Consider the following 19465-nt stretch of genomic DNA (forward strand, 5'->3'; position numbering starts at 1 on the left):
TGAAAAATACCTGGAAAAAATAGTTCTAACCCTATTGAAATATAGCCACTTTTTAATAGGCAAAACCGATTTCCTATTATATCGATAGGTTGGACTCTCTCGAAGTTTACACTATTACTTTTCTTCCAGAACATTGTTTATAATTTTCTTTTCAAATAAATCAGGTTCTACTTCATAATTTATTATTCCTCCTGTCACAATATGTCTATAAACTGATGATACCACCACTGGATCATTTTCATAAACTTTAATTGTGGCTAGAAAAAGCATAACTGGAAACCCCGTAAGAAATATAATATGCCCTAGTATTGATAATACATTATCCCACTCAGTCATTAAAACAGTAGCTATTATAAGAATTCCAGATACATAAAATTGCAGCCAACATTTTCGTAATGGGACACCTTGAATTGTACCATGTAAAGTCAAATAAGAAGTAGACCTATAAACTTGAATCATATTATACTGGCAATAACCAACTTTAGTAGCGTAAAAAACACAAGTAATTCAAATACAGATTTTATAAGGCCATAAATATTTGCCCAACCTTTCGCTCTTTGAACATATACTGCAACTGAAGCTATTACTGTGATAAATACCAAATTGAGATATTCAGATATTAATAAAAAAAACTGTTTATATGGTGATTGTTGAATTGCAGTATCAATAGTTTGACCGATAGAGGAGAAATATTTTTTACGTTGTTTCTTATCTAGTGACGCCTGAGCTAAAATAGTTGAACCTTCTACTTTTTTTATATAAGGTGGTAAGTTCATACTAACGACCTCATAACGCAAAGCAAAACCTTTTTTTAATGCATTAATTTTACTCTCTAGTTCCTGTAATTCTTTAATTACTTCTTCAAGGTTTGCATCACTTTCCTGCAACTTTTCTAACCTAGTTATTCTGTCAATTTCATCTTTTGTATCAGTTGCTGCTAAAAACATATCATTAGATGCATCTGTGAGATTTCTAATTTTCGACAATGAATAATTAAAATCACTAATTGTTTCCTCAGAAAGTTTTTCATTATCGAGTAACTCATCTAATGATTCTTGAGTCTGTTCAAACATTGTTTTACTTACATAAATTCTATTTTTCCATTCTTCATAAATCCTACTTGCCTTGATTACATCTCCCAATGTATTTTTCAATTCTTGAGAGTTTTTTAATATCTCATTCTGATGTGTTAATGCCTCAAGACTTCCTGTAATATCCCCTGACATAGCAGAAAGTACAACTTTAGTAGCAATAGAAGTTTGTCTTTCAATAGCTTGCATTTTGAGAGATGCTGAATTTAATGAGTTACCCACTACATCTACCACTGCCATTTGTGCAAAAATTGGATGTAGCATAAAGCTGAACAGAAATAAAAATGAAAAATATTTCATAATCAACTTACTAATTGAATTGAAACAACTCTAATTAAAATATACCCACCTATTGCTCCTAACTTTGTCATTGCAAATGACAACAGATTAAAGCTTTGTCCATCTTCTGAATCTGATCTTTTTGATGCTCTCCAAGATATTACAGCCCATCCAGCAACTATCATAGCTAGTATAATATCCATATACCCAAAAAAAATCTCTAAACCCTCTTTAGTTGTAGACTTAGCATCTTTTTGAGATTGAGATAGTTTATCTAATATATCTTGTGCACTAAGCAAATTGCTAACTAGAAGTGCTAATAAAACAAAACTAATTTTATTTAACTTTTTCATAAAAATGACTTATTTTAATGTAGTTTAAAAAACAATATATCTTAGACCTATACCCCAAAACCACCTACCATTATTTCTAATGTATTTCTGATCTATTGTTGAGATAACAGCTATCTTCTTTTGTATTACAAATTCAGTTTCTAATTGAATTACCCCTCCATAACTTAAGACCCCATCTAATTCATTTAATCTTGAATACTCATCACGAACTATATTTAAACCCGAAGATAAATTAAGAAACAACTTTTGCTTGATCCCTAAAAGGTTTACAAAAGGTTGAACTTGAAAATAGTACCCATTATAACTTACCGAAAATGGAGAACCAAATTCATAACCCCCTCCTATTTTAAATCCAATCCTATTTCTTATAAAGTGCTGATAATTTGCAATAAACATTTCTGTTCTTTCTCCAGAAAAATAAGTTACATCAAAACCTCTTGTCCCAATAGTATGAGCTATATCAAGATTGAAATCGCCATGATCACCTCTCCAATTTTTAATTCGCTTTTGTATTTTATTCTCATTAAACTTCACAGGTTTACGCCTTTGCCCATACAGAACAAGTGAGAATATCATAATTATAAAAAAACAAGGAAAGAAATATTGATACTTCATGGATGTATGCTTTTAAAAATTAACTTCAACAAGTTTTCTTATTTCTTCCCCCCAATCTCCATCATTATCCTGCACTTTTAACTTTATTTCATATTGTCCCGCATCTTGAAAGATAAATTCCACATAAGGTTTATCGGATTGAATTTGAATACCATCAATTTCGAATTGATACATTATTACTCTCCCTCCATATTCTGAATCCAAATCATAAGAACTTGAGCCATCAAACTCGTAATGACCTGACCTTATAGTTCCTTTTCTAGAAAAAGTAAATGAAGCAATTGGCAATAGGTTTTCAAATACCTTCAAATTCAACAATATACTAGAGCTTTCACCTAGGTCATCTATAGCAGTTATTTTCACTAAATTTTCACCTATCTTTTCTGGCCAATACGTCAGTTGAAATGTTTTATTTTCCAGTTTAACTACCTCAATCTTATTGTTTTCAGGTGTGAAATATTCAAGTTCAAAAGAATCGTTATCATCTTCTACAACCACCTCGAATGTAAAACTTTGTTCAGCTGATTTTAATCCAATTTTTAAGCTATCAACCAAATAAGTGTATCTAACCCCACTCAAATTTTTAGTTTCACCATCAATTATAAAACCAATATCAGGAGGTAGATTTTCAACTAGCACTTCATTCCACCTATCTTCACAAGAATACAAGAGAAATAAGAGACATATTATTACAAACCGATTCATAGTTTCATCATTTTCAGGTTCCATGAATTGACTCTAATAATATATACTCCAGTACTTAGTGTAGAAGTATTAATAAAAATTACATTGCCTTCTCGTCTAAAGAAATATGACTTAAGATGTTGTCTACCTAACAAGTCATAAATCTTTATATCAATATTTTTTTCTTCAGTCTCAACTCTTAATTCATTCTTAAATGGATTTGGTGATACAATAGCTTGATTATTTTGAGGGCTATTTATTAGACTTGTTATGATAGTATCAGCAATAGTGCTCGCTCCAACTATTATGGATTTCGAAAGTGTATCGATACAGTCATTACTTGAATTAGAAATAATCAAACTAACTTCATACTTCCCTTCAGTATAGTAAAATATTGCTGGCGATTTTAGTGATGATTCTTGTCCATCTCCAAAGCTCCAGTTATATCTATTACTTTCTTCATTAGGATCGAATAAATCAAATTCAACATATTCACCAGTATTAACCTGACTCTTACTACTTATTATGCTATCTGGAAAATCGTAAATTTCAACAATTGATAGAATAGGTGCTGACTCGCATCCTTTATAATCTACTCCTCTACAAGACAAGATGAAATTTTGTTTAGCAATAAATTCCAGCTCCAATCCGTCTCCAAGTAATTCTTTCGTATCTTCATTGTACCAATGATATGTTGTATTGTTTCCATTTACAGTAGCATACACTTCTATCAACTCACCTTGACATGCTTCGATATTAGATTTAGAAATCCTAGGTGTTTCTGCATTACTTGTCGATATTTCAATCTGTTTTTGATCTTCGTAAATACAGCCATTTATTTCTACAGAATAACTCAAACTATATGTACCTGTATTAAGCTGAGTAGGATCTAAAATATTATTAATTATACCTTCACCCGTCCAAGTTCCATTTTCATAAGGAGAATATTCATTCAAATCAACAGGGAAACCATTCTCACAAATAATGATTACTTCATTACCTAAATCAATATTATGCTCACCTATTCCCTCATTTATAGTAATTAATCTACTACCATAAGCTTTACAATCACCCTTATAGTAGGTATACTGTATTTCATATGAACCCTCATCCAGAACATCAGGTGTGAATAACGAATCGTTAAATACACCCGCACCTGAAAAAACTCCACCCTTTAAGTTTACATCTTGATTTAGATTATAATTAGCACCCCATTTGCAAAGTGAAATATTACCTCCAATATCTATTGGTTCATCATCTATAACTACAGCACTTACTGTTGCAAATTCACTTTCACAACCTTCTGGAGAAATCGCTTTAACTTGATAAGTAGTAGTATTATTTAATAAGGGAGTTTGATAGATAGTACCAACAAATAATAATTGCATTGAGGATGCATACCATTCATAAGTATAATTGGGGTTACTTACAACCGTTAATGTGGTTTTACCTGAACCACTACAAATATAGCCTTCAATCGTTTCTGGTGCTTCTGGCACTTCATTAATATTAACTATTACTTTTACTCTTTCACTCTCACAACCTTGGCTCGATACAGTGGAAACGAAATAATTTCTTGATGTCGAAACATCGTTTTCAGTTAACTTACTGCCAGAATAAAAAGGTATTTCCGCTTCTAAACTTTCATACCAATTGTAAGTACTACCTGTTTGGCCACCATTTGCCAACAAGCTTATCGTGCTTATTCCACAGTAACTATAATTCTCTACAATAGGAGGACTGGGTAATGAATTAAATGTTATTTCAATAGATTGTTGTAGTCCTTCACAACCATCAATTACTTGGCTGATAAAAAACCTAGTATATCCCGAAATAAAAGGAGAATAAGATACACCTTCATAAATATAATTATCTCTATCACTTTCAGTATAGAACCTAAATACAGCATTTTCTTTTCCAACTGGAGAAATTTCGATTTCACCTTCACCACATTTTTCTAAATCTTTCACTGATGGCAAACTTGGAGGTTCATTATAAGTAATTTTGATCTCGCTTTTATCACTTTCACAACCATCTATACTATATGTTGAATAATAATAAGTTTCATTTTTACTTACTTGACCCAATTTAAATACGTTCCCTTCAGCAACCTTAGTCCCATTTATATTGTACCAATAATAATTATCACCCAAGCCACCTATAGCTTCTAGTTCAACATATTCCAAACCACATGTACTATATTCAATTCCTTTAGGTGCACTTGGAATTTCTAATATTTTTGCTGTTACTTTTACTCTTTCGCTTTCACAACTGAAACTACCCAAACCTGTGATATCTCTATTATTCACAGCTGCCACATAGAAGTCCGTTGTTTGAGTTAAGTAAATATTATATTCTTTTCCAGTATATATTATATCTCCACCTGAATCTGTAGTATACCATCTAAAATCATCTCCATTATCACTAATAACTTGTATTTTAACTTCACCAGCACCACAAACTTCATTAGCTACAACTAAAGGATTTTCTGGTAAATTGTTTTTATAAATCTTTACTTCTTTCTTCTCACTTTCACAACCATTAATTACAGCTGAAACAAAATAACTTGCATCTTGAGTGATTACTGTTTTTGTTTCGTATGTATCACCTAAACCTGACTCTTCATTTAATAGATTACCATTCATATCATACCAATTAAAATGAGTAACAGCACTAGGGTGATTTGCTGATAAAACTACTATTTGAGCTTCACAAATTACTTGATCATCTGAATATGGTAAACTAGGTGGCGGAGTTAATTGTACATCAATTTTACCCATACTTTGACATTCTGGCAAAAGTGGATTAAAAGCTATTACCTGAAACTGCTTATTCTCTTGTAAAATACCTGTTGTATAATTACTACCATTTACTCCAACTAGTTTCTGGTTATTTTCATACCAATCGTATCGAAATGCAGAGTTGAAATTCTCTATTGTAATAGTTGTTTGTCCAGTCCCACAAATGTTGGTGTATGTAAGCTCTGGTATAACAGGATCATCATATAATTTTAATACTCTAGTATCAGTATTTTCACACCCTAATTCATTTGAGTATTGATATGTTAATATGAAATCTTTAGATAAATTACCTTCAAAATCTACTTCTCCAATAATTGCTAGATTTTCATTAATTATTATCTGATTACTATTTGATGACCATTTACCTCCAGTAGGAGAAAAACCTTGTAAGGTTACCTGTCCACTTCCACACCAATTCAAATCTTCACCAGCTTCTATGGTAGGTTTAGGATTTACAATGATCGTTTTAGTAGCAGAATTAGAACAATTTCTATCTGTAAAATTATAATCAACAGTATATGTTCCTGGTTGTATACTTGATGTATTTATTTGATTATTATCTTCAATAATTAAATACTCAGAACTCCAAACTCCTCCTGCAGGTTGTTCTCCTGTTAATGTTAAAATATCTCCTACACAAACTTGTTGATCAATCCCTGCAAATACTTCTTGCACATCATTATTAATGTTCAATCTTAAAATTTTCTCACCACCGTTAAAAAAACCTGAAATCTTTATAACTACTTCATTATTTCCTATTTCTAGATTTTCACTAGTCAATAGTATTTGATCTCCATTAACACCTGGGCCCGAGAATTCGTATTCCAATCCTTCAATATTTGAAAAAGTAAAGAATTCTCTCAGGTCTAATGCTGATACTTCTAGGTCACAAATATTTATTACCTCTTGAGTTAACTCTGGATTAATGATGTTAAGATTATAACTTATTTGCTTAGATTCATTATCAAACTGCCCATCTATTAAAAGATCATTTTCACCACTTACCAATGTTGTTGGGTCAAGTTTTTCTGATTTTTCTTCTCCTTTTACAAAATACTTTACTTTTTTTCTTCCTTCTTCATCAGTTAATTCATAAAAGTTTTCTAGATTAAGCTCACTCCCTTCTTGATATATTAATAATGGAGTTTCAGTACTTATTTGAGAATTCATTTCAAGAATAGTTACATCGAATTCTCCTACCTCATATTCACCATCAATTTCTGTTGACGTTGTGTTAAAACATCCGTTAATTGCTGTTACATATTTTATGTAATTCTCTTTAATTGAAAATTTTCCAACAACACTTGGCATTATAACAAGTTCTTTATCTGTTGCTACAAGATTTACTAAACTATTATCTATTGCAAATTCATCTTCAACAAAATATCTATAAGTAGCTGTTGTAACTTTTGTGAATGTACCAGTACCAATAATACATACAATTGTTGTCTCTTCACGAGCCAATTCTTCCTCTCCTAAATCATCTAAGATGAATTCGTTACTACTAGCGAGTAAAACCTTGTCTTGGTTTAAAGGAGACTTTCGTTGAGACATAGATATATAAGGACATGAAAATATCATGATCAATAAAATGTATTTCATCTACCAATAAAATTTGAAAGTATATTATCTATTTACAGTGAATCTTTGACTTACTAAATATTTTGAAGTATCCTTTTCACTGCTCACTTTGAAGTAGTAACCCTCTCCTTTTTCATATTGAGGTTTCCAAATCAACAAATTACCATTGTAACCATTGATTATTTCTCTTATGTATTTACCTTTTTGATAAAGAGTAATTTTTAGCAATCCTTCATCTTCAAGCTCTATATTATCCCATGTAACATAATAAGTATCCCCATTATTCTGTACTAATGGAATATCAAACTTTGTGATTGATTCAACACTTTTTTCTCGGCAAATTGATATAATTTTTAAGTTATCTTTCACAGATTGATCAACGATTAAAAAAGTATCATTTGTGGTAGCAATTAATTCGTTACCATTATAAATTTCATAAGAATATTTCAGGCATTTACTGGGAGCTTCCCATTGAAGAATATAATTATATGTTACTTTAATAATTTCTTCTTTCGAAATTTTGGTATGAGTTAATGGATTAAAAAACTCTATTCCTTGGATTGATAACTTCCAATCATTTTCTAATTGCTCTATTCTTATATGAGCTATTAGATTCATATCAGAATGAATAAAACCTTTTGTTTTATGATATCCTGTAAAAGATTTTTTGAATCTAACATCACAAAACCTATAATCTTTCTCTTTTATGTACAAAGGAGTAATTTCACTGATGGAAATTTCAGCATTCTTCTCATCAAAAAATAAAATGAGGTTATTAAGGTAAGCTTCAACTGGAATATCGGTTATATGTCCAAAAAGAAAAGAATCCTCTATAATAACATCATCATTATAAAAAACCTTATTAGCATTTGCAGTTTCTGAATAGCTATTTCTAATGATTATTTTCTTTTCTCCTTCATTCAATTTATCTGATAATAAGTAATCTAACAATAAAGAATATTCTTCAATCAGCTGTCTACTCTTATTAATTAAATACTCTTCTTCAGAATAATTTTCTTGTGCAAAAAGTTGTTCTACTCGTACATTTATAACAAGGATAAATATAGCTGCAAGTAAAAAATAACGCATATCAAATAGAAGTTACGATTGAAAAAATCAATGTGTTGTTTAGATTGTTATTATGATTCATCGATAAGTAGATATTTAGAAAACTTCCACATATCTATAGAATAATGATTTATCCAAATGAATGATTTTAACTTAAAAAATACAATCCGTAAAGTATGGTATTTTTATACCTATAATTACTTAGTTCATTAATAAAAGCCTTCTAGCCTTCTGATAAGCCTAATTTATTTAGTAATTCAACTTTGTTATTAACTCCTGCTTTTTCAAATATCTTTTTAGCATGTGTTTGAATAGTTCTTTCAGATCTATGTAACCTATTAGCTATTTCCTTATATGAAAATCCTTTTGTAATGAATTGAGATACCTCTATTTCTTTTGGTGTTAACCCTACACTTTTACATGTATCCTCAAAAGATTCTTTGTTTTTTAATTGGCAAGAATTACCATTATACTTTTCATTTAGCCTGGACATAGCTTGTTTAATTAAAGAATCTCCAAAAGTTTTTAATTGCCTCTCTTGATTGTTAAGTATTGATTCAACTTTAATACTTAATTCTGTCATATTAAATGGCTTGGATACATAGTCTATAGCACCCAGAGCAAGACCTTCTTCTTTACTCTTTTTATGTGTCTTAGCACTTAAAAAGATAAATGATATATTTTTGTATTCAGGATTGTTTATAAGCTCTCTTCGGAATTGTATACCATCAATCTCATCCATCATAATATCAGAAATAATTAAATCTACTTTCTGCATGGCTTCTAATTTCTGAAAAGCTTCTTTTACATTTTTTGCAGCATAGACATTAAACTTTAAACCAAGTTTGATAACTATATGCTTCAACATTTCAATGTTGTCTTCTACAACTAAAATATGCTTAGTATATGACGAGCTTATTGCATCTTTTACCTCTATTTCATTAAAGTTTAAATATGAAGTAGTCTCCAAATCATATTTACTAGATAAACCTATACTACTTTCTGTTATTACTTTAGGTAGTTTTACACTAAAAGATGTATACTCATGTAATACACTTTTTAAAGTTATTTCTCCTTCTAACTGACTAACTATGTTCTCAACAATTGGCAAGCCTAAGCCCATACCATCATTACTCCTTTTCTTATTTTTGATTTGATAATAAGGTTGAAATATCAGTTTTTGATCTTCTTTTGGAATTCCCATTCCAGTATCTCGCACTTTAAAAATTACATGCCCATCTGAAGCTGTTAAACTTACTAAAATTCTATCTTTTGTATTAGTGTATTTAAGTGCATTTTCTAACAAATTCTTTATAATGCTACTTAATGCCATAGCATCTGCTTTTACAAATAAATCATCCTCTATATTTGATTCTAACTGTAATTCTTTTTTCCGAACTGATGACATAAATAGCGTCAAATAACCATTTAACATTTCACTAAAATTTATACATGTATCATGATTGTATAACTCAAATCCTTTTTCTAATCTTTCTAAATCAAAAAAATTAACAATATCCCTAGTGAGTTTGCTTGTATGTAATTTTATCAGCTCTAATTTATTATTGGATTCATGACTTGCGGTATATTCATCAAGAGAATTATTGATTAAAGTTAGAGGCGTTCTAATTTCATGTGCAAGATTAATAAATGTCTGTTCACGCAAATCACTCATCTTCTGTCTCTCTGTTTTAATTGCAATCTCCTTTTCTAATTCTGCTTTTTTTCTTGCTAATTTTAAACTCTCTTTTTCAATCTCATTTATTACTGGAGAAACCAGATTTACTATTTTTTTATTTGCACCTGTAAATATTACCACTGCCATTGCTGTAATTATTATAAAGACTATCCACTGTAATGTATATCTTGTTATTTGTGGAGGATTTAAGTCAGCTTCTTTCAATTCTTTTTGTCTTTTTAATGCATTTGCATCTCCTTGTGCTAAAGCAGTTTCGTATTTAACTACTTCATTAGGGGTTAAATAATGATATTGATAATTCACACCACGAAGCGAAACATTATAGAATAAAGTTCCAAATAATATAACTGACCAGATAATAGCTGCGTCTTTATTTACTACCATTGCTGCAACTAGTATGAGAGCAATAGCTAATGGATAATCAAAAAGGATAGAATCAAAACCAGGATTACCATACCCAATTTGATTAAGAAAACTCATAAAAAACACAGGTATAATTGAGCAAATAGCCAATACATTACCATTTATTTTTCTTGGAACTTCCACTTTAAACAATTCCATCAAATGGAATATTAGAGATAAAAAGTTTAAAGTCAATGCTGGTAAGTAACCAAAATAAAAAAGCTTTACATTATGAACTAGAATACCTGTATTAACTTTCTGCGTAATCAAAAAAACGCAAGTTGCAATAATATAGGTGACATTTAAAATAATAAGCACCCTCCTCTTAGCAGTTCTAGAAGGCTTCAATAGCCTGCTTTTTGATAATTGAAGTAATTCATGCATTTTACTGAGTTTATAAATTATAAGATTGCATTGTTAATTTGTGGACGATTTCATGGGGTAGCATACGTTTTAAGATGGTTAGCATTTTAGCGTTTCCTCCATATGGATAATATGCTTTCAGCTTTTGCTTTGTCAGAAGTTTTACTATAAATTTTCCTATTACATCTGGAGATTCAGATTTAGACATATTCGCTCTAATCTTTTCCCTTATAATATTTAATGTTTGAGTATATACAGAACTTTCTTTGCATAATACTTCAGGTTCAATTGAAGTAGCAAAGTCATTTGGTTCAATAAGAGTTACCTGAACACCAAACTTTAATAATTCCATTCTTAAACTATGAGAGTAGCCCTGTAAAGCACTTTTAGATGCTGTGTATGATGAATAATAAGGCAAATTAAAAGTTCCAATCAGAGATCCTATGTTGATGATTTTACCTTTATTATTTCTAATACTAGGCAAGAAAATATTAGTAACTCCAACAACGCCAAAAAAATTGACATCAAACAATTCTTTATATTTCACAATAGAAGTATCTTCAGCAGCACCTAGTTGAGATTGTCCAGCATTGTTTATTAAAATATCAATATTTCCAATTTGATCTGAACAAGCCTGAATACTTTCTATCTTGGTAACATCAAGTTTAACGAGTGTAAGCCTATCGTTTTTATCTTTTACATTATCTGGGTTCCTAGAAGTGCCATATACATCATATTTTCCATCATTTATCAAGTTTTCTGCTATTGCTTTACCTATTCCTTTTGATGCGCCTGTAATAAGTACTTTTTTCTTCATGCGATTCTTAGTTCTTTTCAGTTTGATTAATTCAAATTGAATTAACTCAAAAAAGTCAAAGTCTGATGAAGCTCCAATTGTATTTATCAAGGTTAAAGAATACCTGATAATTATTTTGAAAATAGCTAGTATGTGATAGTTAAGTTCTTAAAATATTGGCATTAAATCAATTTTTTATCAATAAATTTTGGTAGAAAACCAATTTAAATATATTTTCTAATTTAAAGTTTTTATTCAAAAGGCTAACCATGGGAATGGTCGAATTATCTATTTGAAGGGATATATTTAAGTGGGTTTATGTCAATGTTATCGATTAATGTTTAAATCTAATAACAAATGTCTAAAATCAATCTTCACCCATTCTTTGGGTATATCAGAATTACAATATACTACAAGTTCTCTTCTGCTTAATTTTATAAAAAAAGCAAAGAGCCTTACTTCCTCTCCTTTTTAGTATATGAAGTGTCAAATTATAACAAATCGAAACTATCAGTTTTAAAAAATCCGAGATGGTACTTTTTATCAAGTTTCTTAGCAGTAAATCCGCCTAAATCCTCTATTATACCATCACGTTTGGCCATCTTGATTTCATTGATCAATTTCCAAATACCTGTTTCAGGATCTGGGCCAACTTTGTCAAGTACTCGTTCTATTTGCCACTTGTCTAGTTTTAACTCTGTTAATCTCTCTACCAATCGTTGTTCTTTTTCCGAAAGATCTTCATCTACAGTAGGAAAACCATCCAACTTATTTTTACTTGAAGATTTTTGAAAGTGAAAATTAATCTCTATAACCTTTTGTCCTGATCTTATTTCATCAAATGTAAATGCCATATCTGTTCTCGCAAGTTCACTTTTAGATTTTTCTAGTACATACTTTTTAAAATCACGATATCTAGCATATTTATTTTCCAAACCTAAAATATGCTTCAATGCTTCTAGTTCAATATGTCTTTCTCCAAAGGTACTATACTGTTTAAGTAACCAATAAATTCTATGGCTATAGTAAGATTTTAATTTAAGTAATTCACTTAACTGAGAGGTTGTAAAGTTACCTTTCAATTGAAGTAAATAACTTTTTATCTGTTGGTTAAACATTATATTTATATACCCCTCTCCTTTTCTATAGGTACACCGAGCCAATAACGGAATATAATCAAACCCTTCATCACTTTTTATAGCAATTTTTCTACTTACAATTTTATCTGCTGCATTCATTATATCCTGATAAAGGATATTCCCACTCTCATTCCTAAATAGCTCAACTGGAATTTTTTCAAGACGAAAATCTGTGTCTTCCTTTGTTACTTTACTAAGTAGAAACAAAAAAAGTCTCATCTCAAAAATACCTAAAGTAAAGCTTGAATTGATGAGTGTATTATGTTGTGTTACGTTTTTGTTTTTAATCTTCATGACAACAGACTTTTTTGTAAATATAAAGAATCTGCAACTAGGTTTTACTCGCACTTATATTATTTGGAAGACAAATCAATATGCCATAACAAAGTATAAATACCACATTTCAAATCACATTTTGCTGATTTTTTCCATCTACTAGGTAATACTCCCACCTAACTATGTTTTACTCGCTCCTATGCTAGGAATTACTCGCTCCTATGCTAGGAAATACTCCCATCTAGATCATAAAAAGAGTAATTTTAATATAAATAGGTAATAATTCTATCTAGCTAGGTTTTATTCGCTTCTATAACTAGGTTTTACTCCCATCTAGACTTCTACAAAATAGACTTTTGCAAAATTTCAATTCTTAAATAGAAAAATTTCTCTTAAATGATATGACTAAAAAATAAAATTTGGTATCCTTTTATTAACTAAGTTTTACTCACACCTAACATTAGATTATTTTCAGTACAACTGATATATATTTTTTAAGAAAACATCATTACTAGGTATTTCTCCCACCAACTAAGCTTTACTCACACCTAAGATAGGTTTTACTCGCTCCTTAACTAGGTAATACTCGCACTTATACTAGGTTTTACTCGCTAATTAGCTAGGTATTACTCCCATATATACTAGGTTTTACTCGCTTTTAACTAGTGTAACTATCTGGTTATGTGACATTTACGTGAACTGTAATATATAATAATAAATATAAATAGATAAATATTATAAAAGTTAAAATTCTGATGATCTAATTGTTTAGTTATTATAAATAAGCACGAATTTTATTTTGAATCTAGAAGTTCTTAACAGATATATAGAAGAATTAAAAATGTTAATTTAGCATAAATTTGAATTTTACATTGGCACAATGTTTTTCTCGCCCCTGTTATAAGTATCTGATTATGAGATGAATAAATCACAATCCTTTAAGTGATTTTTATTTATAAATGAACTTTACAATGAGACTAGGTATTACTCCCATCTATGATAGTTGAATAACAAGGTATTACTCCCACCTAACTATGTTTTACTCGCTCTTCCAACTAGGTATTACTCCCATCGCACCTAGCAAATTAACTTAAGTGTCTGAAAAACAGATACTTATGAAATGACTTGTATATGGATGATTTAAACTTTAGCTAGGTATTACTCCCACCTAATGTGTTTATGTTGATTTACAAGGATATGTTATAGTGTATTATCAATTTGTATTTTCATTTGAGCTTCGATATACTTTTAAGAAGTATAAATTACTTCTCCCCTTTTCCCATATATTATCATAGTAGTATAAGGTATAAATCAATATATTTTATTTTCTTTGTTAGCTGAAATAAATCAATTATAATATGGAACTCATCAAAATATATCAAGGAAATGTAATTGACTCTGAGGAACTCAGAACTTTTCTAGGTATTAAAACGAGAGCTAATGATTGGCTTAAGAGAATATTTGATTATGGGTTTTATGAGGGCAAAGATTACTTTTACTCAGACGTGAGTAAAAGTACTGGAGGCCGTCCAAAGCAAGAGTGTTTCTTTACTATAAACATGGCTAAAGAGGTGTGTATGCTAGCCAGAACTAGTAGAGGTCAAGAAGCAAGACGTTATTTCATTAAATGCGAAGAGCAATTAAAACAATTGGCGGCAGATAAACGTTTTTCTGCTTTTATGAAATTGGAAAGTTCCAAAGAGAAATTTAAAAATACACTATTAGAGAGAGGCCTTTCTGAACAGAATTACATAGAAATTGATACTGCAGGCAAAAAAGTATTTATGAATGGTAAAGTAGTAGATGATGAATTACTGCAAACTGTACTACTAACTGCTAGAGATCTTGCAACTCAAATTACAAACTTTCATACTCATTCAAATGATTTGAGAGATACTGAAAGTATAAAAACTTCCAATGAGGAAAATCATTTTGAAGTAAGAGGTGCATTATTAAATAAAGGTATTGTACCAGAGGATTTACCTCAGCAAAAAGATATTAATGATATTAAAAAGTTGGAAGAATAATTACGGAATCAATTTTTATAAAAGAGCTTTAACTAGTCACTTTATAAGCTCTTTTAAATTCCCAAATCATGATTCCCCTCTTTAAAGAAATTATTTTCCATATTATAATCACTTTCCTTTTTAAATGGTAGTTCTTTTTTCTCTTTTTCAGAATTTAAAGAGGAAGTAAATGCAAAGATACGTTTGACATCATCATTACTAATAGATGATGCCTTTACTGATGATTTGTTAATAATCTGTTTTTTTGCTAATAACTTTATAGCAACTACAGCTATAATAAACAGGTAGATTAAAACAGATACATAAAAAAGAATATTTTTAAATATTTCATTAGTATATAATGCTTCCATAGATTGGATTCATTTAAATAAACGATACACTAATTTATATAAGATTTATCTTCTTTTTAGATTTTCTATCAAGCATTTCTGTAATATCTCCTTTCATTCTGCTTAAACTCATTTGTACTAAAGCAGTAGCAACTTGGAATGCAGGCTTTCCAGTTTCATACGATACCTGTTTAATAAGCTCCACAAATTCTTGAGGAATTTGCACTGTAGAAAGTTTTTCTCTGAATAGTTCAGCAGGTAACATATTCACATAATCGGTAAGCTCATTAAAGGTAAGTTCATCAGCTTTTTTTGAACTACTTGATTTCGATTTCTTAGTAGTGTTTTCAGTTTTTGCTGTTTCTTTTACTTCAGTCATAACTTTAGCTTTTGGGATTGTTTTATCCGTTTTTCTTACAGGTTTCTTTGCTACTGGTGCTGGTTCATCCTGTGCAAAAGGATCGTCTACTATTGTTTCCAGATTAAGGTTTTTAAAATTGTTTTCCTTTTTCATAAGACTTAATTATTAATCAAGAATTTTATTAAATGAAATACATTTTGTTCTTTGTCATCAAATGGTATTACAGTAGATCTGTTTTTTCTGTACATTTCTGGCCTTTCACGAATACTTAACAACTCACCTTCTTTTCCTTTAATTTCTACCAGATCAGGATTCACATTAAGAAAATAATCTTTATGGGCATATTGCTTAATATCTTTATTATATGTTGTATTGGTTTCTTTATTTAAAAACCAGCCTGCTTTAATATTAAGGGTATGACACATTTTCATATATGACATTCCTGATTCAATATCTAGTTCATCTGCTACTATTGGAATTGCAACCTTATCTATTGTTTTGAGTACATCTTTTTGAGGTGTTTCTATTCTACCTGGAAAATCGAGAAAGACAAAATCGAAATAATTATTCAATGTATCATATTTTTCAATGTATTCTTCATAAGTGTAAGTGTATACTGGGAAAAGACTTTTGAGTCTATTTTCATAGTCATCAAATAAATCAGCTAGAATAGATAAAACTTCAGGATTTTTTAATTCTTTTTGTCTTTTATTTGTCAATGATTTCTGATTATCAAAATCAATTAAAGCAACTTTTTTACCTTTACTGAATAGTATATGAAATAGGCTAGTTGCACAAAACATTGTCCATGTTGATTTACCTGCTCCGCCTTTTCTTGTTGCTATACTTAAAACTTTCATAGATGTTTTATAAAATATATTATATAATACGTATCACATTCTTCATGCAATATTACAAATATTATATACATAAACCATCAAAAGTTAAAAATATTTTATTCAATATAGAATATAGAATATAGAATATAGAATATAGAATATAGAATATAGAATATAGAATATAGAATATATTCAATTTAATGTGTTGTATACATTTTATATCTATGAAATGTATAATGTATGTTATAGATGTAGTGTATTTTATTCATTATTTAATGAATATTAAATCTGTAGTATCTACTAAAAATGCTTAATAGTATATATAAGATGGATGCTTCGTATAGAATTCTTTAATGTGAATAAATCTATTGGGTAAAAATTTGGCTTAAGGACTTTGAGGGATACCTAAAATGGATTAACTTAAATAGGTTGAAGGGGAAATTGAGAGAGGTAAAAAGGAATTATAAAAAGTAAAGTAGGAAGTAGGGTTGGAGTAGCAAGAAGGACGTTTGTCGGACAAACAAATTTTTTAAACTTAGTTATGCAAAAATTCACAAAGAGTTCAACAGATGGTAAGGAAGTTACCAGTTATCGAATCACTGTAAGGTTAAGTGAACAACAGAAGCAAGATTTTTATGCTTTTGCAGCTAGGACAGGAGTTGAAAAAAGTGATACTGAAATTTTTAAAAGGTTACTAGAAGGTTCTAAAAAGTATTTAGTTATCTCACCCATTAGCAAAAAACAAATGGAACAATGGAGGGAGTTTGTTGCAGTGGGAAATAATATTAACCAGTTAGCCAAATCAATGAATTATCTTGCAAGGAGCTGGGAATCAGGTGATAGGAGGCATCTTGAAATTCTTCAAGATAAGTTAAATAAGATTTCAAATATAATTCATGACTTATCAATTATTTCTGATGATAGCCAAAATCACTAATGGAGAAAGCTTTAAAGGAGTGTTACAATATGTACTCAATGAGGATAAAGAATGTCAAGTTTTATCATCAAGAGGGGTACTTGAGACAGATGATATAAATCTGCTTGCAAGTCAGTTTTTAATTCAGTCCAAACTGAGTAAAAGGGTTAAAAAGCCTGTTTGGCATGCGCAATTGGCTTTTGCTAAAGAAGATGATTCACTGATAAATGATGAATTAATTAATCAGATAGGGAAAGAGTATCTGAATAAAATGGGGATTAAAGACAATCAGTATCTCATTGTAAAGCACAATGATACCGCACATACACATATTCACATTGTTGTAAATCGTGTAACTAGTGGTGGTAAAGTATTGAGAGACAGGATGATGATGAAGCGGAGCATGGAAGCATCTAAACAATTAGAAACTCATTATGGACTTACAGTAGCAGCTTTGAAAGGTAAAACTATAATGAAGCATTCTGAAATATCGCCATATGTATATAGTTTTAAGCCAAATAAGCAAATTTTAAATCAAAACATAAAAAGGGTCATTAAAGATGCAAAGTCTCGTAATTTCGCTTCATTTGAGGCTTTAAATGAATTTTTAATGCAAAGTGGTATTCAGATTCGTATAGCTAGTAGCAGTATAGAAAATAACCAAAATACTAAAATAGTTGATTATACTTATCAATTTTTTGATAATCGTGAAGAAAAGGTTAAAAGAATTACTTCATCTATAAATCTCTCAAGTTTAGGAAAAGAGTTTACTTATGATTGTATTATAAGTCATTTAGAGCTTAATAAAAAGCTTTATCGGTATAGGGTGGAGGAATTAGCTAAGAGTATTGAAGTATTGCTTAAAAAGCCTAGAAATAGTCAAATTCGAGATGATTATTTATTCTGTTATTTGTACTTAAATGGGTTAGACGTTAATCAATCTTATTTTGTTGATGCAGTAAAGGAAACTAGATTAAAGAAAGATATAAAAAAACAACTTTTAGAACTTGCTTTAGAGGAAAACTCATACTTCTTAACACAAGCAGAATTAAAACAATCGATATTCAAAAATGAATTTGATACTATTAAATTTGATCATAGAATGACTTATTCATTCAGTAAAATTGATAGTGATTTACTAGGAACAAGTTGTCTGAAGCAGTTTTATGAGTTGTATTTAGAGCATTTAAATGTAGAATTACCTCAATCGATAAAAAATATTTTATTAAATAAAAAAGCAGATAATAACACTGTAAACTATGTTATTTCACAGCTAAAAGGAAAGCTTTTGCCTTATCAGAAAAGTGCTGTAAATATAGAAGTCGCAACTGTGTGTTTTAGCCTAGCTAATCAGAAAAAACTTAAAAATAACTTTCTGCATGAAGAGATCTTATCCGCCAGAACAGTGCTTAAGGCATATAAAAACTATAAGAGATTCTCTGAAGAGCAGGATGAATTAATCATCTATCTTGCAAAAAGAGGTATTGAAACAAGGCTTCAAAATGGTAATTTTCATCTTTATGATAATGGAAAAGATTTGGGTCTAGCTACCACATATAATATAAAAGAGCTAGGGAAATATGCGCCAAAACGAAAAATACTCTACACTAATGATACGTTGAATGAAATTTTCAAAAAATATTACTCAGTTAGTAGTTTCAAGCTGTATCAGCTGCTTGATAGTAGGAAAATCAAAGAAATTGGTGTGAGCTTAAAGCAAGGAAATAGCTTTATACTAGATAAGTTTGATATGAAATTTATGGATCAAGATGATGCAAAATCATTAAAGAGACACTTCGAAACTCAATCTCATAGAGGGGGTTTGAAAATGAACTTTCACCGTTAA

16 protein-coding genes are annotated in these 19465 nt (G+C 29.8%); 3 read left to right on the forward strand and 13 right to left on the reverse strand.

The features are described from left to right. Nucleotides 1-114: 114 nt before the first annotated feature. The 10 genes from OQ292_RS33895 to OQ292_RS33940 form a co-directional block, all read right to left on the reverse strand. Nucleotides 115-459 carry a hypothetical protein gene (locus OQ292_RS33895; RefSeq protein ID WP_284688719.1) on the reverse strand — a complete coding sequence of 115 codons (345 nt, stop codon included), beginning with the start codon at nt 457-459 and terminating at the stop codon, nt 115-117. Continuing rightward, nucleotides 456-1391 carry a hypothetical protein gene (locus OQ292_RS33900; protein ID WP_284688720.1) on the reverse strand — a complete coding sequence of 312 codons (936 nt, stop codon included), beginning with the start codon at nt 1389-1391 and terminating at the stop codon, nt 456-458. Before OQ292_RS33900 ends, OQ292_RS33895 begins: the two co-directional genes overlap by 4 nt. Before the next feature lie 2 nt (nt 1392-1393). Further along, nucleotides 1394-1723, reverse strand: a complete 330-nt coding sequence (locus OQ292_RS33905; RefSeq protein ID WP_284688721.1) for a hypothetical protein — start codon at nt 1721-1723, stop codon at nt 1394-1396. 24 nt (nt 1724-1747) lie between these two features. After that, nucleotides 1748-2299 (reverse strand): hypothetical protein, encoded by a 552-nt coding sequence (locus OQ292_RS33910; RefSeq protein ID WP_284688722.1) that lies wholly within the window; start codon nt 2297-2299, stop codon nt 1748-1750. 51 nt (nt 2300-2350) lie between these two features. After that, the gene (locus OQ292_RS33915; protein WP_284688723.1) at nt 2351-3067 is read right to left on the reverse strand and encodes a PKD domain-containing protein; all 717 of its coding nucleotides are present in this window, start codon (nt 3065-3067) and stop codon (nt 2351-2353) included. Beyond that, nucleotides 3040-7425, reverse strand: a complete 4386-nt coding sequence (locus OQ292_RS33920) for an Ig-like domain-containing protein (RefSeq protein WP_284688724.1) — start codon at nt 7423-7425, stop codon at nt 3040-3042. The genes OQ292_RS33915 and OQ292_RS33920 overlap by 28 nt, the downstream gene beginning before the upstream one ends. Before the next feature lie 24 nt (nt 7426-7449). Further along, on the reverse strand, nt 7450-8493 hold the full coding sequence (locus tag OQ292_RS33925) for a hypothetical protein (RefSeq protein ID WP_284688725.1): 1044 nt from the start codon (nt 8491-8493) through the stop codon (nt 7450-7452). 202 nt (nt 8494-8695) lie between these two features. Next, on the reverse strand, nt 8696-10957 hold the full coding sequence (locus tag OQ292_RS33930; protein ID WP_284688726.1) for an ATP-binding response regulator: 2262 nt from the start codon (nt 10955-10957) through the stop codon (nt 8696-8698). 10 nt (nt 10958-10967) lie between these two features. Then, entirely contained in the window at nt 10968-11843 is an 876-nt protein-coding gene (locus OQ292_RS33935; protein WP_284688727.1) for an SDR family oxidoreductase, read from the reverse strand. A 380-nt stretch (nt 11844-12223) separates the two neighbouring features. After that, nucleotides 12224-13165 carry a replication initiation protein gene (locus OQ292_RS33940; protein WP_284688728.1) on the reverse strand — a complete coding sequence of 314 codons (942 nt, stop codon included), beginning with the start codon at nt 13163-13165 and terminating at the stop codon, nt 12224-12226. 1340 nt (nt 13166-14505) lie between these two features. On the opposite strand from OQ292_RS33940, the gene OQ292_RS33945 reads away from it, so the two are divergent. Then, the gene (locus OQ292_RS33945) at nt 14506-15174 is read left to right on the forward strand and encodes an antA/AntB antirepressor family protein (RefSeq protein ID WP_284688729.1); all 669 of its coding nucleotides are present in this window, start codon (nt 14506-14508) and stop codon (nt 15172-15174) included. Between the two features lie 53 nt (nt 15175-15227). Here OQ292_RS33945 and OQ292_RS33950 read toward each other — a convergent pair whose 3' ends face one another. From OQ292_RS33950 to OQ292_RS33960, 3 genes are read right to left on the reverse strand one after another with little or no spacing between them, the layout of a single operon-like run. Beyond that, entirely contained in the window at nt 15228-15524 is a 297-nt protein-coding gene (locus OQ292_RS33950) for a hypothetical protein (protein ID WP_284688730.1), read from the reverse strand. Nucleotides 15525-15558: 34 nt separating this feature from the next. Continuing rightward, nucleotides 15559-16017, reverse strand: a complete 459-nt coding sequence (locus tag OQ292_RS33955; RefSeq protein WP_284688731.1) for a hypothetical protein — start codon at nt 16015-16017, stop codon at nt 15559-15561. 5 nt (nt 16018-16022) lie between these two features. After that, nucleotides 16023-16724, reverse strand: a complete 702-nt coding sequence (locus OQ292_RS33960) for a ParA family protein (RefSeq protein WP_284688732.1) — start codon at nt 16722-16724, stop codon at nt 16023-16025. A 520-nt stretch (nt 16725-17244) separates the two neighbouring features. Between OQ292_RS33960 and OQ292_RS33965 the strand changes: the two genes are divergently transcribed. Then, entirely contained in the window at nt 17245-17640 is a 396-nt protein-coding gene (locus OQ292_RS33965) for a plasmid mobilization relaxosome protein MobC (RefSeq protein ID WP_284688733.1), read from the forward strand. Further along, the gene (locus OQ292_RS33970) at nt 17600-19465 is read left to right on the forward strand and encodes a relaxase/mobilization nuclease domain-containing protein (RefSeq protein WP_284688734.1); all 1866 of its coding nucleotides are present in this window, start codon (nt 17600-17602) and stop codon (nt 19463-19465) included. The genes OQ292_RS33965 and OQ292_RS33970 overlap by 41 nt, the downstream gene beginning before the upstream one ends.

It is taken from the genome of Chondrinema litorale (assembly GCF_026250525.1).
GTDB classification, from domain to species: Bacteria; Bacteroidota; Bacteroidia; order Cytophagales; family Flammeovirgaceae; genus Chondrinema; species Chondrinema litorale.